The sequence below is a fragment of the Georgenia sp. Z1344 genome (assembly GCF_057652375.1).
In genome coordinates, this window is sequence record NZ_CM172728.1 from 2,915,275 (window position 1) to 2,940,505 (window position 25,231).

General features: G+C 72.9%; 21 protein-coding genes. 14 read left to right on the forward strand and 7 right to left on the reverse strand.

Annotated features, from left to right (window positions below):
• Positions 1 to 167: 167 nt before the first annotated feature.
• The gene (locus AC24FB_RS13300; protein ID WP_425715160.1) at positions 168 to 860 is read right to left on the reverse strand and encodes a type II toxin-antitoxin system PemK/MazF family toxin; all 693 of its coding nucleotides are present in this window, start codon (positions 858 to 860) and stop codon (positions 168 to 170) included.
• 52 nt (positions 861 to 912) lie between these two features.
• On the opposite strand from AC24FB_RS13300, the gene AC24FB_RS13305 reads away from it, so the two are divergent.
• The 3 genes from AC24FB_RS13305 to AC24FB_RS13315 are packed head-to-tail and all read left to right on the forward strand — an operon-like array spanning position 913 to position 4,390.
• Complete coding sequence (locus AC24FB_RS13305) at positions 913 to 2,637, forward strand: circularly permuted type 2 ATP-grasp protein (RefSeq protein ID WP_425715158.1); 1,725 nt, start codon at positions 913 to 915, stop codon at positions 2,635 to 2,637.
• Positions 2,631 to 3,560 carry an alpha-E domain-containing protein gene (locus AC24FB_RS13310; protein WP_425715156.1) on the forward strand — a complete coding sequence of 310 codons (930 nt, stop codon included), beginning with the start codon at positions 2,631 to 2,633 and terminating at the stop codon, positions 3,558 to 3,560. The genes AC24FB_RS13305 and AC24FB_RS13310 overlap by 7 nt, the downstream gene beginning before the upstream one ends.
• Positions 3,557 to 4,390: a transglutaminase family protein gene (locus AC24FB_RS13315; RefSeq protein ID WP_425715154.1), complete on the forward strand. Its 834-nt coding sequence runs from the start codon at positions 3,557 to 3,559 to the stop codon at positions 4,388 to 4,390. The genes AC24FB_RS13310 and AC24FB_RS13315 overlap by 4 nt, the downstream gene beginning before the upstream one ends.
• A gap of 168 nt (positions 4,391 to 4,558) precedes the next feature.
• On the opposite strand, the gene AC24FB_RS13320 is transcribed toward AC24FB_RS13315, so the two are convergent.
• The 3 genes from AC24FB_RS13320 to AC24FB_RS13330 form a co-directional block, all read right to left on the reverse strand.
• The gene (locus AC24FB_RS13320; RefSeq protein WP_425715152.1) at positions 4,559 to 5,236 is read right to left on the reverse strand and encodes a lipoprotein LpqH; all 678 of its coding nucleotides are present in this window, start codon (positions 5,234 to 5,236) and stop codon (positions 4,559 to 4,561) included.
• Positions 5,237 to 5,418: 182 nt separating this feature from the next.
• Positions 5,419 to 5,643 (reverse strand): sulfurtransferase TusA family protein, encoded by a 225-nt coding sequence (locus AC24FB_RS13325; RefSeq protein ID WP_425715150.1) that lies wholly within the window; start codon positions 5,641 to 5,643, stop codon positions 5,419 to 5,421.
• A gap of 341 nt (positions 5,644 to 5,984) precedes the next feature.
• Positions 5,985 to 7,112, reverse strand: a complete 1,128-nt coding sequence (locus AC24FB_RS13330; protein WP_425715148.1) for a YeeE/YedE family protein — start codon at positions 7,110 to 7,112, stop codon at positions 5,985 to 5,987.
• Between the two features lie 399 nt (positions 7,113 to 7,511).
• Between AC24FB_RS13330 and lepA the strand changes: the two genes are divergently transcribed.
• Genes lepA through hemW form a run of 4 tightly spaced genes read left to right on the forward strand, consistent with a single transcriptional unit; the run spans position 7,512 to position 12,767 of the window.
• Positions 7,512 to 9,374 carry a translation elongation factor 4 gene (gene lepA / locus AC24FB_RS13335; protein ID WP_425715146.1) on the forward strand — a complete coding sequence of 621 codons (1,863 nt, stop codon included), beginning with the start codon at positions 7,512 to 7,514 and terminating at the stop codon, positions 9,372 to 9,374.
• A gap of 3 nt (positions 9,375 to 9,377) precedes the next feature.
• Positions 9,378 to 10,535, forward strand: a complete 1,158-nt coding sequence (locus AC24FB_RS13340; protein ID WP_487560231.1) for an MOSC domain-containing protein — start codon at positions 9,378 to 9,380, stop codon at positions 10,533 to 10,535.
• Positions 10,532 to 11,494: a tRNA (guanosine(46)-N7)-methyltransferase TrmB gene (trmB, locus tag AC24FB_RS13345; RefSeq protein WP_425715142.1), complete on the forward strand. Its 963-nt coding sequence runs from the start codon at positions 10,532 to 10,534 to the stop codon at positions 11,492 to 11,494. Before AC24FB_RS13340 ends, trmB begins: the two co-directional genes overlap by 4 nt.
• Entirely contained in the window at positions 11,487 to 12,767 is a 1,281-nt protein-coding gene (gene hemW, locus AC24FB_RS13350) for a radical SAM family heme chaperone HemW (protein ID WP_425715140.1), read from the forward strand. The genes trmB and hemW overlap by 8 nt, the downstream gene beginning before the upstream one ends.
• A gap of 204 nt (positions 12,768 to 12,971) precedes the next feature.
• On the opposite strand, the gene AC24FB_RS13355 is transcribed toward hemW, so the two are convergent.
• From AC24FB_RS13355 to AC24FB_RS13365, 3 genes are all read right to left on the reverse strand, one after another.
• Positions 12,972 to 14,522 carry an HNH endonuclease gene (locus AC24FB_RS13355; protein WP_425715138.1) on the reverse strand — a complete coding sequence of 517 codons (1,551 nt, stop codon included), beginning with the start codon at positions 14,520 to 14,522 and terminating at the stop codon, positions 12,972 to 12,974.
• A gap of 674 nt (positions 14,523 to 15,196) precedes the next feature.
• Positions 15,197 to 16,090: a DUF3097 domain-containing protein gene (locus tag AC24FB_RS13360; RefSeq protein WP_425715137.1), complete on the reverse strand. Its 894-nt coding sequence runs from the start codon at positions 16,088 to 16,090 to the stop codon at positions 15,197 to 15,199.
• A gap of 258 nt (positions 16,091 to 16,348) precedes the next feature.
• Positions 16,349 to 17,176, reverse strand: coding sequence for a hypothetical protein (locus AC24FB_RS13365; RefSeq protein ID WP_425715135.1), 828 nt, complete (start codon positions 17,174 to 17,176; stop codon positions 16,349 to 16,351).
• A gap of 336 nt (positions 17,177 to 17,512) precedes the next feature.
• On the opposite strand from AC24FB_RS13365, the gene hrcA reads away from it, so the two are divergent.
• From hrcA to era, 7 genes are all read left to right on the forward strand, one after another.
• Positions 17,513 to 18,529 carry a heat-inducible transcriptional repressor HrcA gene (hrcA, locus tag AC24FB_RS13370; protein ID WP_425715134.1) on the forward strand — a complete coding sequence of 339 codons (1,017 nt, stop codon included), beginning with the start codon at positions 17,513 to 17,515 and terminating at the stop codon, positions 18,527 to 18,529.
• Between the two features lie 217 nt (positions 18,530 to 18,746).
• Positions 18,747 to 19,883, forward strand: a complete 1,137-nt coding sequence (gene dnaJ, locus AC24FB_RS13375) for a molecular chaperone DnaJ (RefSeq protein ID WP_425715132.1) — start codon at positions 18,747 to 18,749, stop codon at positions 19,881 to 19,883.
• Positions 19,884 to 20,009: 126 nt separating this feature from the next.
• Complete coding sequence (locus tag AC24FB_RS13380) at positions 20,010 to 20,936, forward strand: 16S rRNA (uracil(1498)-N(3))-methyltransferase (protein WP_425715130.1); 927 nt, start codon at positions 20,010 to 20,012, stop codon at positions 20,934 to 20,936.
• Between the two features lie 225 nt (positions 20,937 to 21,161).
• Positions 21,162 to 22,271: a PhoH family protein gene (locus AC24FB_RS13385; RefSeq protein WP_425715129.1), complete on the forward strand. Its 1,110-nt coding sequence runs from the start codon at positions 21,162 to 21,164 to the stop codon at positions 22,269 to 22,271.
• Positions 22,268 to 22,720: an rRNA maturation RNase YbeY gene (gene ybeY / locus AC24FB_RS13390; protein WP_425715128.1), complete on the forward strand. Its 453-nt coding sequence runs from the start codon at positions 22,268 to 22,270 to the stop codon at positions 22,718 to 22,720. The genes AC24FB_RS13385 and ybeY overlap by 4 nt, the downstream gene beginning before the upstream one ends.
• Before the next feature lie 10 nt (positions 22,721 to 22,730).
• Positions 22,731 to 24,209: a hemolysin family protein gene (locus AC24FB_RS13395; RefSeq protein ID WP_425715126.1), complete on the forward strand. Its 1,479-nt coding sequence runs from the start codon at positions 22,731 to 22,733 to the stop codon at positions 24,207 to 24,209.
• Positions 24,206 to 25,219, forward strand: coding sequence for a GTPase Era (gene era, locus AC24FB_RS13400; RefSeq protein WP_425715125.1), 1,014 nt, complete (start codon positions 24,206 to 24,208; stop codon positions 25,217 to 25,219). The genes AC24FB_RS13395 and era overlap by 4 nt, the downstream gene beginning before the upstream one ends.
• Positions 25,220 to 25,231 lie beyond the last annotated feature (12 nt).

Below are 25,231 nucleotides of genomic sequence, written 5' to 3' on the forward strand. Positions count from 1 at the left end.
GATGATCCTTCGGTTCGGCTGGTGCGTGCCCGCCGCGGCGGGGGTGCTGACGATCGAGCGGGGCGGTCCGGGCGAGCGGGCGCCGACGGATCCCCTGGTCGTCGCCGAGAGGGGGCTCCGACCCAGCGGCCTACGTTACCAGCGAGTCCGCGCCGCGTCAGTGGTGGTCAGTACCTCGACTCAAGGGCATGGGTCACACGTTCGAACATGCCGCGGTCGAGGGCGGCGCCCTCTCGGCGCACCGCGTGGTCCGGGATCTCGAGCACCCGGTCGAGCCGCACCTCGGACTCCCGGCCCTCGGAGTCCCAGGCCCCGCTGCCGACGTCGATCCACGACCGGCCGTAGCGGTCGGTGTGGACGCCGCCGTCGGCACGGTCCTTCGAGGTCATCTGCGCGCCGAGCACCGCGCCGTCGAGCCGCGCGAGCACGAGGACCGGGCGGTCCTTGCCACGGCCGTCGTCCTCGTCGTACGGCACCCAGGCCCACACGACCTCGCCGGGGTCCGGCCGGTCGTCGTGGTTCGGGTCGTAGGAGAGGGTGGGGAGGCCGTGCCGGTCGACGTCGTAGGGGGTGACGACGTCGACGCGCCGCTGCTCGGACCGGCCCACGTCCAGCGGGGAGGGCCCACCGTCGCGGCCCGCGCCCGAGGTGCGCGCGCTCCCGGTTCCTGCACGTCCCGGGTCGACATCACGCCTCGACCCTCCAGAGCCACCCGACCCGCCGGGCCGGCCCGACCCGCCAGAACCAGTCGACCCGCCGGAGCGCCCGCGCAGTCGGTCCTCGATGCGGCGCCGCCCCTCCTTCGCGACGTCGCGGGCGACGGAGCGGGCGATACGACCGAGGCGGCTGGCGATGCTCATGGCACCCGAGCCTACGTGTGAGCGGCGGCACGTCAGCACCTACCATCGAGGCATGACCGACCTCTTCGACGGATACCCGCCGGGCGCGGCCTGGGACGAGATGATCGCCGGTGCGGACGTCAACGAGCCGTACCGCCCGGTCCACGAGGCGCTGACCGGTCTGAGCGCCGAGGAGCTCCAGGCGCGCAGCGACTCCCTCGCCCGCAGCTACCTCGCGCAGGGGATCACGTTCGACTACGGCGGCGAGGAGCGTCCGTTCCCGCTCGACACGGTGCCCCGCGTGGTCGCCTCGGAGGAGTGGGACCTCCTCGCCCCGGGGGTGGCCCAGCGCGTCAAGGCGCTGGAGTCCTTCCTCGACGACGTCTACACCGACCAGCGCGTCATCGATGAGGGCGTTATCCCGCGCCGCGTCGTCGTCACGTCGCAGCACTTCGCCCGCGCCGCCATGGGGTTCCGCCCGCCGGGCGGCGTGCGGGTGCACGTGTCGGGCATCGACGTCGTGCGGGACTCCGCCGAGGGCTGGCGCGTGCTCGAGGACAACGTGCGCGTGCCCTCCGGGGTCAGCTACGTGCTGTCGAACCGCCGGGCGATGACGCAGACGTTCCCCGAGCTGTTCTCCTCGCTGCGAGTGCGGCCGGTGGTCGACTACCCGCGGCGCCTGCTCGCGGCGCTCACCGCGACGGCGCCCGAGGGCGTGGACGACCCGACGGTCGTGGTCCTCACGCCGGGCGTCTACAACTCGGCCTACTTCGAACACTCGCTGCTCGCGCGGCTCATGGGCGTCGAGCTCGTCGAGGGCCGCGACCTGTTCGTCGCCGGCGGTCGCGTCTACATGCGCACCACCTCGGGGCGGCGCCGGGTCGACGTCATCTACCGCCGGGTCGACGACGACTTCCTCGATCCCGTCGTCTTCCGGTCCGACTCGATGCTCGGCTGCCCGGGGATCATGTCGGTCGCCCGCGCGGGGAACGTGACGATCTCGAACGCCGTGGGCAACGGGGTGGCCGACGACAAGCTCGTCTACACCTACGTCCCCGACCTCATCCGCTTCTATCTGGGGGAGGAGCCGCTGCTCGCGAACGTCGACACGTGGCGGCTCGAGGAGCCCGACTCGCTGGCCGAGGTCCTCGACCGGCTCGAGGAGCTCGTGGTCAAGCCCGTCGACGGCTCGGGCGGCAAGGGCATCATCATCGGTCCCGCGGCGAGCCGGGAGGAGATCGACGCCGCCCGGCGTCGCCTCCGCGCGGACCCGCGGGGCTGGATCGCCCAGCCGGTCGTCCAGCTCTCGACCGTGCCGACGATGATCGACGGCCTGGCCCGCCCGCGGCACGTCGACCTGCGCCCGTTCGCGGTGCACGACGGCGAGGACGTGTTCGTCCTCCCGGGCGGTCTCACCCGGGTCGCGCTGCAGGAGGGGCAGCTCGTGGTCAACTCCTCGCAGGGCGGCGGGTCCAAGGACACGTGGGTGGTCGGCCGGCGTCCCGGGAAGCGGCGCCCGGCGGCCGGCGCGGCGGAGGACGCGCGCGAGATGCAGCCCGTCCCGCAGGGCGTCCCGCTCGACTCGGACCGCGAGCGGACCGTGCGCGTCCAGCACGAGCAGCAGCAACAGCAGGGCCCGACGACGAACGGCGCCGCCCCGGTGGCCTCCCCGATCGCCGGCCCGACCCGCGAAGGGCCCGGCCCGACCCGCGAGGGGCCCGGCCCGACCCGCGAGTGGCCCGGCCCGATCACGGGCCAGCACGCCGGCCCGACCACGGAGGGGGTGGTCTCGTGCTGAGCCGCATCGCCGAGTCGCTGTTCTGGATCGGCCGCTACGTCGAGCGCGGTGACGCGACCGCGCGCCTGCTCGACACGCACCTCCAGCTGCTCCTCGAGGACCCGTGGATCGACGAGGACACGGCCTGCCGCGCGCTGCTCGCGATCATGGGCCAGTCGACGGCGGAGGACGACGACGTGGCCCGCCGCGACGTCCTCGACCGGCTCGCCTACGACCGCACGTCGCCCGCCTCGATCGCCGGCACCATCTGGTCCGCCCGCGAGAGCGCGAGGCGCGCGCGAGAGACCGTGTCCTCGGAGCTGTGGGAGGTGCTCAACCACACCTACAACTCGCAGAACGACATGGCGTTGCTTCGCTCGGCGCACGACTACTTCGCGTGGGTGCGTCAGCGCAGCGCGATCGTCTCGGGCCTCGTGGACTCGACGATGAGCCGCGGCGAGACGTGGAGCTTCCTCGTCCTCGGCCGTTCCCTCGAGCGGGCGGACATGACGGCCCGCCTCGTGGCCACCCGCGCGGTGACGACGGCTGGTGCGCCGGACTGGACGACCCTGCTGCGCTCGACCGGCGCGTTCGAGGCGTTCCTGCGCTCGACGCGCGGTCGGGCCGGCGACCGCCAGGCCGCGCAGTTCCTCCTCGTCGACCGGCTGTTCCCGCGCTCGGTGGTGCACTCGCTCGACCAGGCCGAGCGATGCCTGGTCGACCTGCGCAGCACGATCGGCGAGCAGGTGGCGGTGCCGGACGAGGCCGGCCGGATCCTCGGCCGCGCGCGCTCGCGCATCGAGTACATGGCGATGAACGAGGTGCAGGAGAACCTGCTCGACGAGATGGAGGCGATCCAGGTGGCCTGCCAGCACGCTGCGGACGCGGTGCGGTCGAAGTTCTTCGTCGGGGAACCGGCCGCGTGGAAGGGGGAGAGCGCATGAGCGTCGTCCGGGTGGTGCACCGCACCACGTTCAGCTACGACCAGCCGGTCCTCGCCTCCTACAACGAGGCGCGGATGCGGCCGGCGGCCCTGTCCGGCCAGCGGGTGCTCGACACCGAGCTCCACGTGGCGGCCGCGACCCACATGTCCAGCTACACCGACTACTTCGGGACGCTCGTCGACGTCGTCGAGGTGCTCTCCCCGCACGACACGCTGACGGTTCGCGCCGAGTGCGTGGTCGAGCGCGACCCGGTGCATCTCTTCGAGGGGGCGAGCTGGGAGGAGGTCCGGCGGCCCGAGGTCCTCGACGAGCTGGGCGAGTGGCTGCAGGGCGACCCGGTGACGGACCCGCCCGAGGAGCTCGCCGCGTTCGCCGCCGACGCCGCGGCGCGCATGGACCCGCAGGAGGCGGCCATCGCGGTGTGCGAGCACATCGGCGAGCGGGTCGAGTACCAGAGCGGCGTGACGTCGGTGCACGGGCACGCGGCCGACGCGTGGCGGGCCGGCAAGGGCGTGTGCCAGGACATCACGCACCTCACGCTGGGGGCGCTGCGGTCGATCGGTATCCCGGCGCGGTACGTCTCGGGCTACATCCACCCGACCTCCGCAGAGATCGGGGAGTCCGTGCTGGGCGAGTCGCACGCCTGGGTCGAGTTCTCGGCGGGGCGCTGGACGCAGCACGACCCGACGAACCGCACCGCGGTCGGGGAGCACCACGTGCGGGTCGCGCACGGGCGGAGCTACGCCGACGTCTCACCGCTGCGCGGCGTCTACTCCGGCGGCGGGACCTCGCGCCAGACGGTCGAGGTGCGGACCACGCGGGAGGCGTAGGCGAGGACGCCGGCCGACGGACCTGCCCGGGTCGGGCGGTCGGTCTCGCCCAGGTCAGGCGGTTGACCTGCCCGGGTCGGGTGTTCGCGGCGACCGGACGCCGGCACGTCTGCACCGCGATCCGGAGCGGTCGGCCACGTGACTGGGCGGGCCGCCGACGGACCTGCGTCAGTCGCTCGCGGCCTCCGAGTCGGCCTCGCCGGACCCGTCGCTGGTCGAGCAGTCGGCGACGATGTCGACCTCGGCGCCCTCGATCGGCGCCTGCGTGAGCGCGTCGAACCCGTCGATCGGACCGGTCACCGTCCACACGCCCCCGTCCTCGACGGCGGTCGCGGTCAGCTCCTCGCCGAGGCCCGCGCTGGTCATCCACATCATCGGGCCGCCCTCGTCGGGGGACTCCGTGGACTGGACGACGACGGACGTCAGCTCCTGCTGGCTGAACGAGACGACGGCTGAGAGGTCGCCGTGGTCCGGGCTGGTGCCGGCGAGCGAGACGACGAGGCCCTCCTCGTTGCCGAGGCACTCGACGCTCACCTCGCCGTCGGTGGACGCGATGCCCGCGGTGATGGTGTTGGCGTCCGACGTGTTCGTCACGTGGTCGACGCCCTCGGGCAGCGTCTCGGTGTCGTTCGGCGGGATCGCGCCGCTCGTGGGGACCTCGGGGCGGTCCGACGGGGACTCCGTCGTCGGGTCCGAGCCCGAGCCCGTCTCCGTCGAGCTTCCTTCGCCGCCGGAGTCCGTCGTCGTGGACTCGTCATCCCCTCCGCCGCATGCGGCCAGGACGGTGGCGAGGGCGAGGGCGGCGGTGACGGCCGTGGCACGGCGTCGGAACGGGGCGGGAAGCACCTGGTCTCCTAGCGATCGGGGAGGCGGCGGGTCCGGTGGGACAGCCTCCGACCGGACGACGGTACACAGCCCAGGTGTCCGACGCGGGAACGGCGGGCGACCCGTGGGCCGCCCGCCGTCCCCGCCGTGGTCCGGTCGTGCGTCGGGCCGTCTGCTCGTGCGTCAGGCCGTCTGCTCGTGCGTCAGGACTTCTGCACCGTGATCGTCCAGGCGGCGTCGCCGACGCGGTCGAAGTGCGTGACCGGGTAGCCGTTCTCGGCGGCCCAGCGCGGGATCGCGTCGGTGGCCTGCGTGCAGTCGAAGTTGATGACGAGGTGGTCGCCGTCGTCGAGGGTGGCCATGGCCTGCTTGGCCTCGACGAGCGGGAAGGGGCAGACCTGGCCGTCGGTCTCGAGCGTGAGCGGCATCGTTCTCTCCTTGTGTTGGTGGCGTGTGCCGGTAATTCGTGTGTGGTGCCGAGTCGTCGGGCACGGTGACCGAGTCGTCGGTGGTGGGTGACGAGTCGTCGGGCGCGGTGGCCGGGCGACCGGTCGTGGGTGCCGGCCGGGTGACCGGTGGTGGGTGCCGGCCGGGTGGCCGGTGGTTCGTGCTGAACAGGTGGTAGGAGACGCCGGGTGGCCGGCGGGTCGTGCTGAACAGGTGGTACGAGACGCCGGGTGGCCGGCGGGTCGTGCTGAACAGGTGGTGCATGACGCCGGGTGGCCGGCGGTGCGAGTCGTCCGGCTCTCGGTCGGCGACGAGCGCGGGATCAGGCGTTGGTGAGGACCTTGCCGCCGCCGGCGTCACCGGCGCCGCCCGCCGTCGCGCCGGCGGAGCCCGCCGTGCCGCCGACTCCCGCCCCTGCCGTCGCCGCGCTGCCGCGGTGGCGGAGGATGAAGACGTGGGTGGCGGCACCGGTGCCGAGGATCATGAAGATGAGCGACAGCCAGCCCTGGTAGGAGAACTGGGCGGTGCCGACCATGGCGTTGCCGATCGTGCAGCCGCCGGCGAGCGAGGCGCCGACCCCCATGAGCGCGCCGCCGGAGATCGACCGCACGAGGGTGGTCGTGTCGGGCACGCGGAGCCGGAACTCGCCCGACCCCTTCGCGGCGATGAAGGCGCCGACGAGGATGCCGAGGATGAGCATGACGCCCCAGTCCACGAGCTCGACGTCCCCGGTGACGAGGAAGTTGACGAGGTTCGCGGACGGCGTCGTGATGCCGAGACCGGACGGGCGGCCCGCGGCGGTGCTCAACGGCCAGGCGACGATCGCGATGACGCCGATGACGACCGCGGTGCCGAAGGCGTGCCACGGCTTCTCGAACAGGATGCGGGCCAGGCCGCTGCGGCGGGGCGGGAGCGTTGCGAGCACGGTGCTCGGCTCGGCCGAGAGGTGCCGGTAGGTCGCCCAGCCGACGGCGGCGACGAGGATCCCGACGAGCCACCACGGCGAGATGCCGAGCGAGTCGTGGATCGTCGTCACCGGCACGGTCTGGGCTCGGGCGGCGGCCGTGAGGTCCGCGAACACGCCGTACTTCATGATCGCCGCGAAGCCGGCGTAGAAGATGAGCGCGAACCAGGAACCGATGAGTCCCTCGCTCGACCGGTAGAAGGTGCCTGTGGCGCAGCCGCCCGCCAGGACGATGGCGAACCCGAAGATGAAGGCGCCGACGATCGTCGCGACGGGCGCGAGCTCTCCGGCGCCGAGCTCGATGACGCCGGCCGCGTCGAGGGCGAAGATGCCCACGGACTGCACGGCCACGACGACGAGGAACGCGGTGAGCCAGCGGGTCTTGCGGCCCACCCACACGTCGCGGAACGCGCCGGTCACGCAGAATCGGCCGCGTTGCAGGGCGAAGCCGAGCGCTCCGCCGACGATCAGTCCTGTCAGGATCATGGTGGTCCCCCTGGTGAGTGGTGCGACGGCGCAGGTGGTGGCTGCGCCTTGGCCGCTGTCGCCCCGGACGTTAAGGACCTGCCGCCGCGCCGCGTCGGCCCCGACGGCGAGAGTCCGGGATGCGAGACAGCGGCCCCTTGGACGGCGCGTTCGTCGTCGTCGGGCGGGGTCTGGCGGGTTCTTCGGACGTCGAGTCCCGGCGGGGCGAGGTGGTCCCGAGAGGTGGTGGCGTCGTCGTCGTGCGGGGTGGTCCGGGGCCTTCGCCAGGGGGCCGAGGCGATGCCCGCCGGCGGGCCGACCACGCGCCCCGGGGTGCGCGAACGCACCGTGACGGGCCGCGGCAGGACGGGGCTCGTGTGCGACGATGGGCCCTCCCGCCCGACCCCGTGAAGGTGAGCAGTGCCCCCGATCCCCGACGCGTCGACAGCCGCGAGCATCGCCCCGGCGTCGACGCCGCCCGCGCAGCTGCGCAACTTCTGCATCATCGCGCACATCGACCACGGCAAGTCGACCCTCGCGGACCGCATGCTCGGCATCACGGGCGTCGTGGCGGACCGCGACATGCGGGCGCAGTACCTCGACCGGATGGACATCGAGCGCGAGCGCGGCATCACCATCAAGTCGCAGGCCGTGCGCATGCCGTGGCAGGTGGGCGACACCGCGTACGCGCTCAACATGATCGACACCCCGGGGCACGTCGACTTCTCCTACGAGGTCAACCGGTCGCTCGCGGCGTGCGAGGGCGCGCTGCTGCTCGTCGACGCCGCGCAGGGCATCGAGGCGCAGACGCTCGCGAACCTCTACATGGCGCTCGAGAACGACCTGGCGATCATCCCGGTGCTCAACAAGATCGACCTGCCGGCGGCTCAGCCCGAGAAGTTCGCCGAGGAGCTGGCGAGCCTCATCGGCGGCGAGCCGGAGGACTGCCTGCGGGTGTCGGGCAAGACGGGCGACGGGGTCGTCGACCTGCTCGATACGATCGTGCGGGACATCCCGGCCCCGGTGGGCGAGGCGTACGCGCCGGCGCGGGCGATGATCTTCGACTCCGTGTACGACACGTACCGCGGCGTCGTCACCTACGTGCGGGTCGTCGACGGGCGGCTCGACCCGCGCGAGCGCATCGAGATGATGTCGACCGGGTCGGTGCACGAGCTGCTCGAGATCGGCGTGATCTCGCCGGACGCGAAGCCGTCGAAGGGCCTGGGCGTCGGCGAGGTGGGTTACCTCATCACGGGCGTGAAGGACGTGCGCCAGTCGAAGGTCGGCGACACGGTGACGACCCAGACCCGTGGCGCCGAGGAGGCGCTCTCGGGCTACCGCGAGCCGCTGCCGATGGTGTTCTCCGGCCTGTACCCGGTGGACGGCTCGGACTACCCCGACCTGCGCGAGGCGCTCGACAAGCTCAAGCTCAACGACGCCGCGCTCACGTACGAGCCAGAGACGTCCGTGGCGCTCGGCTTCGGCTTCCGCTGCGGCTTCCTCGGCCTGCTCCACCTCGAGATCGTGCGCGAGCGTCTCGAGCGCGAGTTCAACCTCGACCTCATCTCGACGGCGCCCAACGTCGTCTACGAGGTGATCCTCGAGAACGGCGACCCGGTGACGGTGACGAACCCGTCCGAGTTCCCGTCGGGGGAGAAGTTCAAGGAGATCTCCGAGCCGATGGTGCGCGGGACGATCCTCACCCCCAGCGACTTCGTCGGCGCGGTCATGGAGCTGTGCCAGGGCAAGCGCGGCGAGCTGCTCGGCATGGACTACCTCTCCGAGGACCGTGTCGAGCTGCGCTACCGCCTGCCGCTCGCGGAGATCGTGTTCGACTTCTTCGACCAGCTCAAGTCGAAGACCAAGGGCTACGCATCCCTCGACTACGACGAGGACGGCCAGGCGCCCGCCGACCTCGTCAAGGTCGACATCCTCCTCAACCACGATGCCGTCGACGCCTTCTCGGCCGTCGTGCACAAGGACAAGGCGTACAGCTACGGCGTCGCGATGGTCGGCAAGCTCAAGGAGCTGATCCCGCGCCAGCAGTTCGAGGTGCCGATCCAGGCGGCGGTCGGGTCGCGGATCATCGCGCGGGAGACCATCCGCGCCCTCCGCAAGGACATGCTCGCCAAGTGCTACGGCGGTGACATCTCGCGGAAGCGCAAGCTGCTCGAGAAGCAGAAGGAGGGCAAGAAGCGGATGAAGTCGATCGGTCGGGTCGACGTGCCGCAGGAGGCCTTCGTCGCCGCGCTGCAGACCGACGCGCCGACCGGCAAGAAGTAGGTCGTGGTCGGTCGGCAGACGGCGGTGGGCGCGATCGCCGTCGGTGGCGTCGCTGCGCGCGGTCACGCGGGCGGGGAGGTCGTGCGTGGTGATGTCGTGCGTGGTGCTGTCGTGCGTCGAGACTCGACGTCCGCCGGCAGTGCATCCGCCGACCCCTCGTCCGAGGGTGGCCCCGCGTCCGTCGACGTCCGGTCCACCGGGAGTGTGTCCGGCGGCCTCTCGTCCGAGGGTGGCCTCGGGTCCGTCGACGTCCGGTCCACTGGGAGTGCGTCCGCCGACCTCTCGTTCGACGACGTCCGGTTCGACGAGGGCCCGGCCCGGGTCGCCGACGTCTGCTCGGTGACCGAGCTGTTCCACGTGGGCTCGCGCGGTCTGATGAGCGGGATCGACAAGCGCCCCGTCGACCGCCCCCTGACCGTGCTGCGGCACGGCGTGTGGGGCGACGTCCAGGGCGACCGGGAGCACCACGGCGGCCTGTTCAAGGCCGTGTACGCGTACGCGAGCGAGACGCGCGAGGCGTGGGCGTCGTCGTTGGGGCGGGAGTGCCCGCCCGGATCGTTCGGGGAGAACCTCGCCACTCGGGGGTTCGACGTCGACGGGGCTGTCATCGGCACGCGCTGGCGGGTCGGGACGACGGTGCTCGAGGTGACCGCACCACGTACTCCGTGCCGAACCTTCGCGGCGTGGATGGACGAGCCCGACTGGGCGCGGCGATTCTCTGCCGGAGGGCGCTGCGGGGTGTACCTCCGGGTGCTCGAGACAGGGAAGATCGCGGCGGGGGAGCTGATCGACGTCGTGGACGTGCCCTCGCACGGGGTGACGGTGGGTGATGCGTCCGCCGGGCTCGACGCCGAGCGGGCCGACGCGCTGCTCGACTGGGCCGCGGCGAGCGGGACCGTGCTGTACGAGTCGCTCGTCAGGAACGCGCTCGGCGCGCTCGAGCGGGCGGACGGGGTCGCGGGCGTGGTCGAGGGCGCGGTCGAGGGCCCACGATCCCCCACCCGGTCGGGATCTACCACCCGGTCGTGGTCCGCTACGGAGGAGGGTCGGCGCTCGAGCACGACTGCTCCCCGGGACCGCTCAGGACGGTCGGCGGAGGCCCGAGTCTTCCCCGGTTCCCTCCGTTCGACGGGCCGCGGCCTCGGCGGGGGCGAGGCATGAACCCCGAGCACGACGACGACAAGCCCGTGATCGACGCCCGCATCCGCTCGTTCACCCGCCGAGGCAACCGGCTCAAGCCCAGGCTCGCGGAGGTCTGGGAGCAGCGTGCCGGCGTGGTGCTCGACGTCCCGATGGAGACGGAGACGGGCGTGGCCGGAGGCACCCGGCTCGATCTGGATGCCGTCTACGCGGACACTGCTGGTGCTGGTGCCTGCCCAGTGACGGCGGACGTCTCGAGCGCGCGCCTCGTCGTCGAGATCGGGTGCGGCGCCGGCGAGCAGATCGTGCACGCGGCGCTCGCAGATCCGGACACGCGGTTCCTCGGGCTCGAGGTGTGGCAGCCGGGCCTGGCGAGGACCCTCGCCCGGGTCCTCGACGAGGGCGCGACGAACGTCCGGCTCCTCGGCGTCGACGCCCAGCAGGCGCTGCCGATCCTCCTGCCCGCGGGTTCCGTCGACGAGCTGTGGACCTTCTTCCCGGACCCGTGGCGCAAGTCGAAGCACCACAAGCGGCGCATCGTCTCGGCCGAGTTCGCATCCGTCGTCGCGGGGTTGCTGGCCCCCGGCGGGATCTGGCGGCTCGCGACCGACTGGCAGAACTACGCCGACCAGATGATTGCCGTGCTGGATGCCCACCCCGCGTTCGACCTGACCGTCGAGCCGGAACGGTGGAAGGGGCGCACGCTCACACGGTTCGAGCGGCGCGGCGTCGAGGAGGGGCGGCCCGTCACGGACCTCACGGCGGTCCGGCGCGATGTGGGCGTTCGAGGCGTCGAGGCTACGGCGGGCGTCGTGGGCACGGAAGGCGTCGTGGGTACGGAAGGCGTCGTGGGTAGGGAAGGCGTCGAGGCTACGGCGGGCGTCGAGGGTCCGGCGGGCGTCGAGGCCGACGGACGAAGCACGGGCCTCCGGGACGCCGGAGGAACCACGGATGTCGAGCAGCGGGCCTCCGATGGCTGACCTGCCGCAGGGCGACCCCGCCCCCGACGACGGACGACTCCCCACCACTGCTGCCGAAGGTGCCGGTGACCGGACCTTCTCGGTCTACCTCCATGTGCCGTTCTGCGCCGTGCGGTGCGGGTACTGCGACTTCACGACCTACACGAACGCGGAGCTCGGCGGCGGGGGGTCGGCTGCGGAGTACGCGGGCAACGCCGTCCGCGAGATCGAGCTCGCCGGCCGTGTCCTCGCCGACCCCGAGCTCGTCTCGGCGGGGATGGCGCCCCGGCTCGTGTCGACCGTCTTCCTCGGAGGAGGCACCCCGACGCGCCTCCCGGTCGACGATCTCGGGCGGATGATCGGCGCCGTGCGCGACACGTTCGGGCTTGCTCCGGGGGCCGAGGTGACGACCGAGGCCAACCCGGACTCGGTCGACCGCGAGGCGCTCGAGGCGTTGGCCGCCGCCGGTGTCACGCGCGTGTCGTTCGGAATGCAGTCGGCGGTGCCGGACGTGCTGGCCACACTCGACCGCACGCACGATCCCGACCGGGTCCCGCTCGCCGTGTCGTGGGCGCGGGATTCGGGGCTCGACGTATCCGTCGACCTCATCTACGGCACCCCGGGCGAGAGCCTGGAGGACTGGCGGACGACGCTCGAGGCCGCTCTCGCGATGGAGCCCGATCACGTCTCGGCGTATGCGCTCGTCGTCGAGCGGGGGACGCGGATGGGGGCGCAGGTGCGCCGGGGTGAGCTCAGGCTGCCCGACGACGACGACCAGGCCGAGAAGTACGAGCTCGCCGACTCCATGCTCGCCGGCGCGGGCTACGGCTGGTACGAGGTGTCGAACTGGGCGAAGGTCGAGCCGGGAGACTCACCCGCAAACGGCACGCTCGTCCACGCGAGCCGACACAACCTGGCGTACTGGCGGGGCGGAGACTGGTGGGGTGTCGGCCCGGGCGCCCACAGCCATGTCGGGGGCGTCAGGTGGTGGAACGGGAAGCACCCCACGCCGTACGCGGCCCGGCTGGCGGAGGGGCTGAGCCCGGCCGTCGGGCGGGAGGTGCTCGGTGCTGAGTCGCGCGAGCTCGAGCGCCTGCTGCTGGGTGTCCGTCTCGCCGAGGGCGTCCGGGTCGCCTCGCCGGACGGACTCACCCCCGACGACGCCGAGGCCCACCTCGCGGGTCTCGTCGCCGAGGGTCTGTGCGAACCTGGGCCGGCCGCCGAGGGGCGGGTGCGGCTCACGCTGCGCGGTCGGCTGCTGGCCGACGCGGTCGTGCGTGAGCTGACGGGCTAGGAGCGTCAGGCGCTCGGCCTGACCTGCCGTGCCACGAGCTCCCGAGGCGCCGATCGAGTGGTCGGTGACACCGGTACCGCAGCCCACAGGCCGACTGGTCGACGGACGACGCCACTATGACGTGGGCATGCGTACGAGCACGGCCGTGCACAGGTGTACGCGGACGTGCTCGCAGGCGGTGCCGTGATCGTTGGTGCGGTGTGGTTATCGCGGTGACGACGGTGGTGGAGCGGGAATGCTCGGGCTGCGGGCGGGATCTTGCTCGGCTTCCCGTCCACGTTCCGTTTCCTGTGCGGCGTTGCCGCCCGGTTCCCTTTCGACTTCCCACTCGCGTTCGGCCTCCCGTTCTCGTTCGGAGGCCCGGTTGTCGGTCACCCGCCGGCTCACGCGGTCCTTCATGGCCTGGAGCCGCTGGCTGGTCATCTCGGGGCCGGGGGTGTGCCGGTAGGGGAAGGGGGAGCGGGGCACGGCGTACCGGTGACCGGTGGGGGTGCGTACCTCGTGGCTGCCGTCGGGGCTGGTGGCGTGCCGCCAGTTCGGGTTCTGCTTGGTGTAGTTGCAGCTCGCGCAGAGACCGGTGCCGTTCTCGGCGCTGGTGGGGCCGCCAGCTGCGTGATCGATCGTGTGGTCAATGTGTTCGACGGGGTTCGAGCAATAGGGGGTTCGGCAGATGTCGTCCCGGGTCAGGACGAGCTGTCGCAGCCGGCCGTCAAAGGTGCGCGAGCGGGACTCGGTGGTCAGCACGCCGCCGTGGGCAGGGTCGGTCCACAGCCGGGTGAACCACACGATGCGGGCGTGGCGTACGGCCTCTCGGGCGGTGTCGGCGGGCAGGGGGCCGTGTCCGGTGAGCCAGGCCGGGACGTCAGACCCGGCGAGGCTCTCGGCGGGCATGACGATGGACAGCTCGACGTCGCGAGGAGCCGTGATCGCCGTGCCGGTGATGTGCTCGACGAGGAGGTCGGCCGCGATCTGCTTCTTGGTCCGCCCGTCGGACTCGCCGTCGTTGGTGATCGTGTGGGTCTGGCGGGTCAGGGAGGCGTGGACGCGGACGGCGTCGGTCATAGGAAGGTGGGCGGTGAGGTAGGCCATGGATCCGGTGCCGCCGCGGATGCTGACCCGTCGTTGCGATGCCTCGTAGGCGCGGCGGGTGCTCTCGTGGTCGTTGTCGAGCTCCATGGCGTACTTACGGGCGTGGGTGTGGACCTGGCCCCGCCCCATGGTGGGGAGGTCCGGTGCCAGACGAGCATCGACGGTGCGCCTGTCCTCGGGGTCGAGGCCGAATGTCTCGCGCATGACGACGGCGGCGTGATCCTCGCTGACCTGGCCGGTCTCCATGAGATGCAGGGTGTGGGGGAGGTCCTCGTCCAGAGCGCGGGCCAGGGCGAGGGCCCGCTGTCCGCGTCCGGGGGTGCTGCGGCGAGCGAGTGCGATCTCCTGTGCCAGGCCGGCGCCCTGCTTCGCGACGGGGACGCCGCGGGCCCGCTCGGCTCCGATGCGCGTGTGTCGCAGGTCCGCGGCAGCCCGGGCCTGGGCGGCGTGGGCGGCGGCGACGAGCTCGTCCAGGGCGGTGATCTGCTCGATCGCGTCGGCCTCGTTATCACGGCGCAGGCCGACGAGGGCGTCACGCATCGTACGCACGTCCGCCGCGCCGAGGACCGGCAGGTCGGACCCGCGCGTGGGCGACTCATGGCCGTCCGTCAGCGCGGGCGATGGCGCAGCAGCGGTGGTCTCGTGGCCGGACTCGTGGGTCGTCATCGCTGCTACCTCCCTCGTCGTCGTGCTGGACTGTCCGAACGCGTGTTCGAACTAGACCTAATGTACCGCTATCAAACGACACTTGGAAGGGTTGAACGCAAATCTGTGGATGGATTGGTAACAAACCGGCATGTGGATACATCATCAGCAAGCAAACGACCGTGAGATCGCTGCGGTAGAGCGGTAGAGCGGTAGAGCGGTAGAGCGGTAGAGCGGTAGAGCGGTACGGCGGTACGGCGGTACGGCGGTACGGCGGCACGGTTGTGCGGAGATGCGGAGATGCGGAGATGCCGAGGCCCGACGGAGCGTCGGCGTCGTGCGAGGAGGCGCGACCCCTTCGAACGCGCACGCACCTACGCAACCTGAGCATCGGCGTCGTGCGAGGAGGCGCGACCCCTTCGAACGCGCACGCACCTACGCAACCGGAGCGCCGTCGTCGTGCATGGAGACCCGCCCCCTCGGAGGGCGCACGCACCTACGCAACCGGAGCGCCGTCGTCGTGCATGGAGACCCGCCCCCTCGGAACGCGCACGCCCCTACGCAACCTGAGCATCGGCGTCCTACGAGCAGGCACCACACCTCGAAAGGCGCACGCACCTACGACATCGGAGCAACGGCGACGTTCAGACGGCCGTGACCGTCCGAGGCGGCGAAGGACCGCCTGCGCCCCCGACCTACTCCGGCACCCCGGTGACGAAGTCGATGAGCTCCTCGACCCGCCCCAGCAGCTGCGGCGACAGGTCGGCGTACGTCCGCACCGAGCCGAGGATGCGCTGCCAGCCGCGCGCGATGTCGCCTTGGTCCGCGTGCGGCCACCCCAGCGCGGCCAGCGTCCCCACCTTGATGTCGGTCCCGCGCGGCACGTGCGGCCACTCCTTCAGCCCCACGCGCTCCGGCCGGACCGCCTGCCACACGTCGACGTACGGGTGGCCGAGCACGAGCACGTGCTGCGACGCGCGCCCGAGCCGACGCCGCGCGTCCTCCACGAGCCGGGTCTCCTTCGACCCGGTGACGAGGTGGTCGAGCAGCACGCCGGCGCGCCGCTGAGGCCCCGGCCGGAAGGTCCGGAGGACGTCGGCGAGGTGATCGGCGCCCTCGAGCTGCTCGACCACCACCCCCTCGACCCGCAGGTCGTCGCCCCACACGCGCTCGACGAGCTCGGCGTCGTGCCGCCCCTCCACCCAGATCCGCGACGCGCGCGCGACCCGAGCCCGTTGACCCTCGACCCTGAGCGAGCCCGACGCCGTGAGGTTCCGCCCGCCGGCGGTCCGTGCCACGTCGGGGCGCGCCTGGGCCGAGGACACGGTCGGCGGCACGAGCTTCACGGGCGCGCCGTCGATCCAGAAGCCTGGCCCGAGCGTGAACGAGCGACGCTTCCCGAGCCGGTCCTCGAGCGTGACGAGGTGCATCCCGCCGGACTTCTCGATGCGGGTGATCGCCCCGACGAACCCGCTCTCCACGTCCTCGACCACGAGGCCCTTCTCGGCGGGGACGTCACGGGTGACGGGTCGCCGGCGCGGGTCGGGACGGGGGGAGGAGAGGACGTCGCGTCCATATCGGTCGGTCACCGGCCGAGGGTACGTAGACCCGCGCGCCCGACGCCGGAGCCTCGCCCGGTCCGTCGTGTCGCCGGGGTGGGTGCCTGGGTCGGCAGGGCCCGACGCCGGAGCCTCGCCCGGTCCGTCGTGCCATCCCTCGGAGGGGGCACCACGTGCGAGGACGTGCCGGGGTCGGTGGGACGTCGGCGAGCGTGCTGCCGGGTCCGGCGCGCGGGCCAGGGAGCGCGGGCCAGGGAGCGCGAGCCAGGGAGCGCGGGCGTGCGCCGATCAGCCCAGCTCGACCCCGACGATCGCGTGCACCGCGACGATCGCGACCGCCACGACCAGTCCGGCGACGACCACGGGCGTCGCCCCCACGGACCACGGGCGGCGCCGGTAGGGCACCGCCTTCCAGAAGATGGTGGCCATGGGTGCGAAGACGAGCGCCGTCGACGGGCCGATGATCGTCCACGCGAACAGCTCGCCGTCCAGCCCGGCGAGGACGGCGACCCCTCCGTAGATCGCGAGGATCGCGGCCGTCGCCACGAGCCACGTCCATACCGACGCGCTGCGGAACGGCGCCGGCGTCTCGAACGTGCGGCCGATCTCCCGGGCGAGCAGGTAGGCGCACAGGAACATCCCGGCCACCCCGACGACGAACGACGCGATCGACCAGACGATCCCGAGGCCCCAGGCCTCGAATGCGACGGCCGTGTCGCCGACCGGCGCGACCAGCGCGATCATCAGGTACCCGAACGCCCCCTGGATGCTGCTGAGCCCGATCCAGGTGAGCAGGGCACGCGCGTAGCCGGACGGCATCGGCCGGGACGCGGCCCAGGCCAGGAGGCCGAGGACCACCGAGAACACCGGCCCCGCCATCGCAATGAGCGCGAGGTCCGCGTCCGACGCCGGCGGGTGGTCCGCCATCGCCCCGTGCACGGTCGAGCTGCCGACCAGCAGCACCGCGGTGACGGCGTGCGCGTACTCGTGGAGCTGGATGTGGAGGATCACCGCCGTCACGGCGACCGCCGCCGTCAGCAGCGTGATCCGCCGCGGAGAGGGGGTGGGCGCGGGGCGTGGCGACGGCACCTCGGCGGCGTCGATGGCGTGGCTCATCCGGTCTCTCCCGTGGCGTTCGGCGTCGTCGTCGCGGGTCCCGTCCGTCGACGTCCCCGGTCCCGTCGCGCCGGACGCTAGCAGCGGCCTGACCGCCGGTGGCCCGCTTCACGGCGGGAATCACCCGGGGCGTCGTACGATTGGCACTCAGGAGTGCCGAGTGCTACCTCGAGGCGCCGGGTGCTCCCTCGACAGCCAGGCCGACGGATCGACCGATCGTCGGCCGGCGGCGGTCGAGGAGCGCGCGGCCGTCGACGGGCCCCGGCACCCGGCCCGCCGCGAACGACGGCGACGCACGACACGCGACGAACGACGCACGACGACGAAGGAGGTGCCATGTCGACCGAGGATCGCCGCCTGCGCGTGCTCCAGGCCATCGTCAGCGACTTCGTCCGCACGTCCGAGCCCGTCGCCTCCCGCGCCCTCGTCGAGCGCCACCACCTCGACGTCTCGCCGGCCACGATCCGCAACGACATGGCCGCCCTCGAGGAGTCCGGGCACATCGCCCAGCCCCACACCTCCGCCGGGCGCGTGCCCACGGAGAAGGGGTACCGGGCCTTCGTCGACGAGATCGCCACCCTCAAGCCGCTCTCGGGCGCCGAGCGCGCCGCGATCGAGACGCTGCTCGGCCGCTCGGTCGACCTGGACGACGTCGTCGAGCGCACCGTCCGCCTGCTCGCGCAGCTGACCAACAACGTGGCCGTCGTCCAGTACCCCTCGCTCAGCCGCACCTCGCTGCGCCACCTCGAGCTCGTCCCGCTCGACGGTCGCCGCCTGCTCATCGTCATCATCACGTCGGCCGGTCGCGTCGAGCAGCGCACCGTCGAGGTGCCGCCGGAGTCGGACCCGGTCGACATCGCCGAGCTCGGTGCCCGCCTCAACCTCGTGTGCGCCGGCCTGCCCGCCCCGAGCATCGGCCCCGCCCTCGTCGACCTCGCGGACCGCCTCGAGCCGAGCCGGCGCCCGCTGCTCGACGTCGTCGCCTCCGAGCTCACCCGCGTCCTCGCCGCCGACTCCGAGGAACGGATCGTCCTCGGCGGCACCGCCAACCTCGCCCGCGCCGGCACCGACTTCAGCCGCACGATCGGCCCGGTGCTCGAGGCACTCGAGGAGCAGGTCGTCCTGCTGCGCCTGTTCGCCGAGATGGAGGCCGACCGGATCACGGTCCGGATCGGCTCCGAGAACCACCACGACTCGCTGTCCGAGGCGTCCATCGTCGCGGGGGCGTACGGTGCGTCGGGCGAGGTCGTCGCGCGGGTCGGCGTGCTCGGCCCCACGCGCATGGACTATCCCGGCACCATGGCGGCGGTCCGCGCCGTCGCCAGGTACCTCTCCCGCTTCCTCGGAGGGTAGGCACCACTCGTAGCAGCGCGCGGTCGGCCGCCGGCGAGAGTCACTCCCGCCCGACGACGAACCCCACGCCCGACGGCGACCACCCCGCCCGACGACGAACCCCCGCGCCGAGACCCCGACCAGCACCGAGCCCCCGACCCGGCACCGATCTCCTGAACCGGCATCGACATCCCGAACCAGCACCGACCAGAACCGACACCCAGACAGATTGCGACCTGTGAGCGACTTCTACTCGATCCTCGGCGTGAGCCGTGACGCGAGCCCCGACGAGATCAAGCGCGCGTACCGCAAGCGCGCCCGCCAGCTGCACCCCGACGTCGCCGGGCCCGAGGCGGGCGACCAGTTCAAGGACGTCCAGCGCGCCTACGACGTGCTCCGCGACGAGGACAAGCGGCGGCTCTACGACGCCGGCGGCGAGGACGCCCTGCGCGGCGGTGGCGCAGGCGGGGCGGGGGCCGCCGGGTTCGGCGACTTCGCCGACATCTTCTCCCAGTTCTTCGGCGGTGCCGCGGGTGGCGGGATGCGCGGCCCCGTGCCGCGTGCCCGTCGTGGCCGCGACTCCCAGATCATGCTCGACATCGACCTCGTCGACGCCGTCTTCGGCTCGACCGAGGAGATCCCCGTCCAGACCGCGATCGTCTGCGGCACCTGCAACGGCACCTGCTGCCGCCCCGGCACCTCGCCCGCGACCTGCACCACGTGCGGCGGCCAGGGCTCGGTCCAGCGCGTCACGCGTTCGTTCCTCGGCCAGATGATGGCCACGTCGGTGTGCCCCGCCTGCTCCGGCCACGGCACCGTCATTCCTGAGCCCTGCCAGGAGTGCTCCGGCGAGGGCCGCGTCCGCTCGCGCCGAACGATCGCGGTCGAGGTCCCGGCGGGCGTCAGCACCGGCACCCAGCTGCGTCTCCAGGCCCAGGGCGAGGTCGGCCCCGCCGGCGGCCCTCCCGGCGACCTCTTCGTCGAGATCCGCGAGCGCCCGCACCCGGTGTTCCAGCGCCACGGCGACGACCTCCTGTGCACGCTGACCATCCCGATGACCGCCGCGGCGCTCGGTACGGTCGCCTCGATCGAGACGCTCGACGGCCCGCGGGACATCGACGTCGAGGCCGGCACCCAGCCCGGCGAGCGCATCACGCTCGAGGGGCTGGGCGTGGGCCGGCTGCGCGCCCGCGGACGGCGCGGCGACCTGCACGTCGACGTCGAGGTCACCGTCCCGACCAAGCTCGACGACGAGCAGCGCGAGCTGCTCGGCACCCTCGCGTCGATGCGCGGCGAGGAGCGTCCCGAGGCACGGCTCACCAGCGCCGACAGCTCGATGTTCTCGCGGCTGCGCGAGCGCTTCGTCGGCCGCTGACGGACCCGACGCCACCCACCGGACACGCCATGGCTGCCGACGTGACGTCTGCCTGCGACCCGCCTCCGACGGCGCGGCCCGGAGATCTCCTCGCGGGGGCCGTCCCTGCCGTGGTGCGGTGATCCGGTGACACGTCCTGTCTTCCTCGCGGACCCCGCCGAGCTCGCGTCGGCGGCGGTCGGTGCCGAGGTCCACCTCGGCGGACCCGAGGCGCACCACGCCGCGACCGTGCGACGCCTGAGGACCGGCGAGGAGGTCGACCTCGTCGACGGCGCCGGCCGCCGCGTGACCGGCACCGTCGCGGCCGTCGCGAAGGACCGGCTCGCCGTGTCGGTCACCGCCGTCCTCGACGAGCCGGCCCCGACGCCGCAGCTCGTCCTCGTCCAGGCCCTCGCCAAGGGCGGACGGGACGAGCAGGCGGTCGAGTCGGCCACCGAGCTCGGCGTCGACCGGGTCGTGCCCTGGCAGGCCGACCGGTGCGTGTCCCGCTGGGACGCCAAGGCCGCGAAGGGCCGCGCGCGCTGGGCGTCCGTGGCCGAGGGGGCGGCCAAGCAGTCCCGGAGGGCCTTCGTCCCCGCCGTCGACGACGTCGTCACGACCTCGTCCCTCGCGGCCGCCGTCTCCCGCGCGTCCGCCGACGGCGCCGTCGTCCTCGTCCTGCACGAGTCGGCGACCGAGCGCCTCGCCGCGCTGCTGGGGAAGGGGGAGCGAGGCGCAGGGGTGGCCCCGCCGGGGGAGGGCGCGCCCACCGCGACCCCGCGCGAGCCGGCCCCGCAGACTCACGTTGTGCCCGATCGGATCCCGCGCGAGCCGGCCCCGCAGACGCACGACGTGCCCGCTCGGATCCCGCGCGAGCCGGCCCCGCAGGGACTCGCAGGCGCAGCGGCGGTGTGGTGCGTCGTCGGGCCGGAGGGCGGCATCTCCGACGACGAGACCGACCGCCTCGTCGCGGCCGGGGCACGACTCGTCCGGCTCGGTCCGCACGTGCTGCGGACCTCGAGCGCCGGGCCCGCAGCGATCGCGGCCCTCGGCGTGCGGCTGGGGCGCTGGTGAACGGGGTCCTCGACCCGTCGGCCGGGTCGTTCGTCGACGCCCGTGGCGAACGGCCGCGGCGCCGGTGAACGGGGCCGCCGGGGGCGATGGTCGTCGTCGGACGCCGTGGTTCGTGACCGTGGGGCCCGGCCCACGGCCCGGACGCCCGTGAACGCCCGTCTCGCTACCATGTCCCGGACAGCACCCGCATACCCCCAGGAGTCTCGAGGGCACCGTCCCCGACCCATGAACCGTACGAGCGCCACCGGCAGCCCCGCGCAGGGCGACGACACCCGCCACCTGACGATCCCCGACCACCTGCCGCCGATGCTCCTCCTCGGCGCGAACGACGAGGTGCTGCGCGCCGTCGAGCGAGGCTTCCCGAGCGTCGCGATCCACGTGCGCGGCAACGTCGTCACGCTGTCCGGCCCGGAGGGGGACGTCTCGCTGGCCGAGCGGCTCCTCGCCGAGCTCGTCGACATCGCGGTGGCCGGTCAGCCGCTGACGGCAGACGCCGTCGACCGCGCCACGGCGATCCTCACGTCCGGGGACACCCGCCCCGCGGACGTCCTCACCGCCGACATCCTCTCCTCGCGCGGCCGCACGATCCGGCCGAAGACGCTGGGGCAGAAGACGTACGTCGACGCGATCGACGCCCACACCATCACGTTCGGCATCGGGCCCGCGGGCACCGGCAAGACCTACCTGGCGATGGCGAAGGCCGTCCTCGCGCTGCAGCGCAAGGAGGTCACCCGGATCATCCTCACGCGACCGGCGGTCGAGGCCGGGGAGCGGCTCGGCTACCTCCCGGGCACGCTGACCGACAAGATCGACCCGTACCTGCGGCCGCTGTACGACGCGCTGCACGACATGCTCGAGCCCAACTCCATGCCCGGACTCATGGCTGCCGGCACCATCGAGGTCGCGCCGCTCGCCTACATGCGCGGCCGCACGCTCAACGACGCGTTCATCGTCCTCGACGAGGCGCAGAACACGACCCCCGAGCAGATCAAGATGTTCCTCACCCGCCTCGGGTTCGGGTCGAAGATCGTCGTCACCGGCGACGTCTCCCAGGTCGACCTGCCGACCGGGACGCGCTCCGGCCTGCGGGTGGTCCAGGAGATCCTGTCCGGGGTCGACGACATCGCGATGTGCCACCTCACCTCGCGCGATGTCGTGCGGCACCGCCTGGTCGGCGACATCATCGACGCCTACGAGCGCTGGGACGCCCAGGGCGAGGCCGACGTCGAGCGCGAACGGCGCACCGCCGCCCGCCGAGGTCGCACGGGCACGACCGGCAGCTCAGGTACGAGCACCCACACCCGACCCGCACGTCGATCAGGAGCCGAGCAGTGAGCATCGAGGTCAACGACGAGTCCGGCAGCGGCGCGGACGTCGAGGAGCTGGCGGCCCTGGCCCGGTACGTCCTCGAGGAGATGCGGGTCCACCCGCAGGCCGAGCTCTCGATCATGCTCGTCGACGAGGACGTGATGACCGACCTCCACGTGCGGTGGATGGACGAGCCCGGTCCCACGGACGTCCTGTCCTTCCCGATGGACGAGCTGCGCCCGGGGGCCGACGGCGAACCGCCCGTCGAGGGGACCCTCGGCGACATCGTCCTGTGCCCGAGCGTGGCGGCCGCGCAGGCCCGCACCGCCGGCCACTCGACCGCCGAGGAGCTCGGCCTGCTCACGGTCCACGGCATCCTCCACCTGCTCGGGTACGACCACGCCGAGCCCGAGGAGGAGAAGGAGATGTTCGACCTCCAGCGTCGGCTCCTGCTCACCTTCCTGGCCGGGCGGTGACCCGCCGGCCATGACTCCTCTTCATACCGGCGGCGCCCTGGCGGGCGTAGCGACCTCGTCCGGCGTCGCGCCCATCTGGTCCGGCGTCGCGCCGTCCTGGTCGGGTGTCGCACCGTCGTGGTCCGGCGTCGCGCCGTCGTGGTCCGGCATCGCACCGTCGTGGTCCGGCGTCGCGCCGTCCGCGGCCGTCGCGCCGGTGACCACCATCGTCCCGGGCACACCCGTGGTCGTGCTCCTCGTCGTCGCGGTGCTGCTCCTCGTGGTCGCCGCCCTCTTCTCGGCCGCGGAGTCGGCCCTGGCCCGCATCAGCCGCTCGAGCGTGACCGAGCTCGAGCACGCCGACCACCCGGCCGCGACCCGCGTCGCGCGCCTGGTCGAGCATCGGGAGACCGGGCTCGCGGGCCTCATGTTCGTCCGCGTCCTCGTCGAGATGACGACGGCCGTCCTGCTGACCGTCGCGGCCGCGGCACTGCTCGAGCCCTGGTGGCTGGTCGCGCTCGGGGCGGTCGGGGCGTGCCTGGTGCTCGTCGTCGTCGTGGCCGGGATCGGCCCGCGGCGGCTCGGCCAGCGTCAGCCGGGCAACGTGCTCGCCCGCCTCTCCCTGCTCGCCGCGGGCGTGACGGCGGTGGCCGGCGCGTTCGGGCGGCTCGGCCGGGCGGTCGCACCCGCCCGTCAGCGCTCCGAGGAGGACATCGCGCAGGAGTCCGCCGACGAGCTGCAGCAGCTCGTCGACCGGATGAGCGAGTCGGAACGGCTCGAGGACAGGGACCGTGAGCTCCTCGAGTCCGTGTTCCAGCTCGGCCGCACCTATGTCCGCGAGGTCATGGTCCCGCGCACGGACATGGTGTCCATCGAGGCCGAGCAGCCGCTGTCGAAGGCGCTCAACCTCTTCACCCGCTCCGGGTTCTCGCGCGTGCCCGTCCACGGCGAGTCCCTCGACGACCTGCGCGGCGTCCTCTACCTCAAGGACGTCATGCGCCGGGTGCACCGCCGCATGGACACCGAGCACGTGGTCTGCGCCGACGTCATGCGTGAGCCGTTCTTCGTTCCTGAGACCAAGCTCGTGGACGACATGCTGCGCGAGATGCAGCTCCAGTCCGTGCACATCGCCGTGGCGGTCGACGAGTACGGCGGCGTCGCCGGACTCGTGACGATCGAGGACCTGCTCGAGGAGCTCGTGGGCGAGATGGTCGACGAGCACGACCGCGCCGAGACCGTGGTCGAGGACCTCGGCGACGGCCGCTGGCGTGTCCCTGCGCGCACGCCCGTGAGCGACCTGGGCGAGCTCTTCGACCTCGAGCTCGACGACGACGACGTCGACACCGCCGGCGGCCTGCTCGCCAAGGCGCTCGGCAAGGTGCCGCTCGCGGGCGCCGCGGTCGACGTCGACGGCGTGCACCTGGAGGCCGAGCGGGTGGAGGGCCGGCGCCGCCGCGTGTCGACGATCCTCGCCCGCCGGAGCGAGCCAGACGTGGAGGAGGAGCGATGACCGACGTCGTGTTCCCGGGGGAGCCCGGGTCCGGCTCCGAGCTGGGCGAGGACACCAACGCGCTCGCCGGGCTCGACCTCGGCCACCTGGTCGACGAGGACTGGCCGGACGACCACCGCGCCGGGTTCGTCGCGCTCGTCGGGCGGCCCAACACCGGCAAGTCGACGCTGACCAACGCGCTCGTGGGGGAGAAGGTCGCGATCACGTCCGACCGCCCCCAGACGACGCGCCGGGCCGTCCGTGGAATCGTCCACCGCCCCGACGGCCAGATCGTCCTCGTCGACACCCCCGGCATGCACCGGCCGCGGACCCTGCTCGGGGAGCGGCTCAACGACGTCGTCCGGGAGACGCTGACCGGCGTCGACGTCATCGCCCTGTGCCTGCCCGCCGACGAGAAGATCGGGCCCGGCGACCGGCACCTGCTCGCCGAGGTCGAGGGGATGCGCGGCGACCTCGTCGCGGTCGTGACGAAGACCGACGCCGTGGGGCGGGGTGCGCTCGCCGAGAAGCTGCTCGAGGTGGGGGCGCTGGCCGACTTCGCCGAGATCGTGCCGGTCAGCTCGGTCGCCGGTGACCAGGTCGACCTCCTCGCCGACCTCCTGCTCGCCCGGATGCCGCTGTCCCCGCCGCTCTACCCGAAGGGGGCCACCGGCGACGAGGCGGTCGAGACGACGATCGCCGAGCTCGTCCGCGAGGCCGCGCTCGAGGGCGTGCGCGACGAGCTGCCGCACTCGATCGCCGTCGTCGTCGACGAGATGGTCGAGCGTGAGCGCGCCGAGGGGGATGCGCGGCCGCCGGTGCTCGCGGTGCACGTGTCCGTCGTCGTCGAGCGTGACTCCCAGAAGGCCATCGTCATCGGGAGGGGCGGGTCCCGCCTGCGCGACGTCGGCAGCCGGGCGCGCGCCGGCATCGAGGAGCGCCTGGGCCGGAAGGTCTACCTCGACCTGCACGTCCGCGTGGCCAAGGACTGGCAGCGTGACCCGCGCCAGCTGGGCCGCCTCGGCTTCTGAGGATCTGCCACC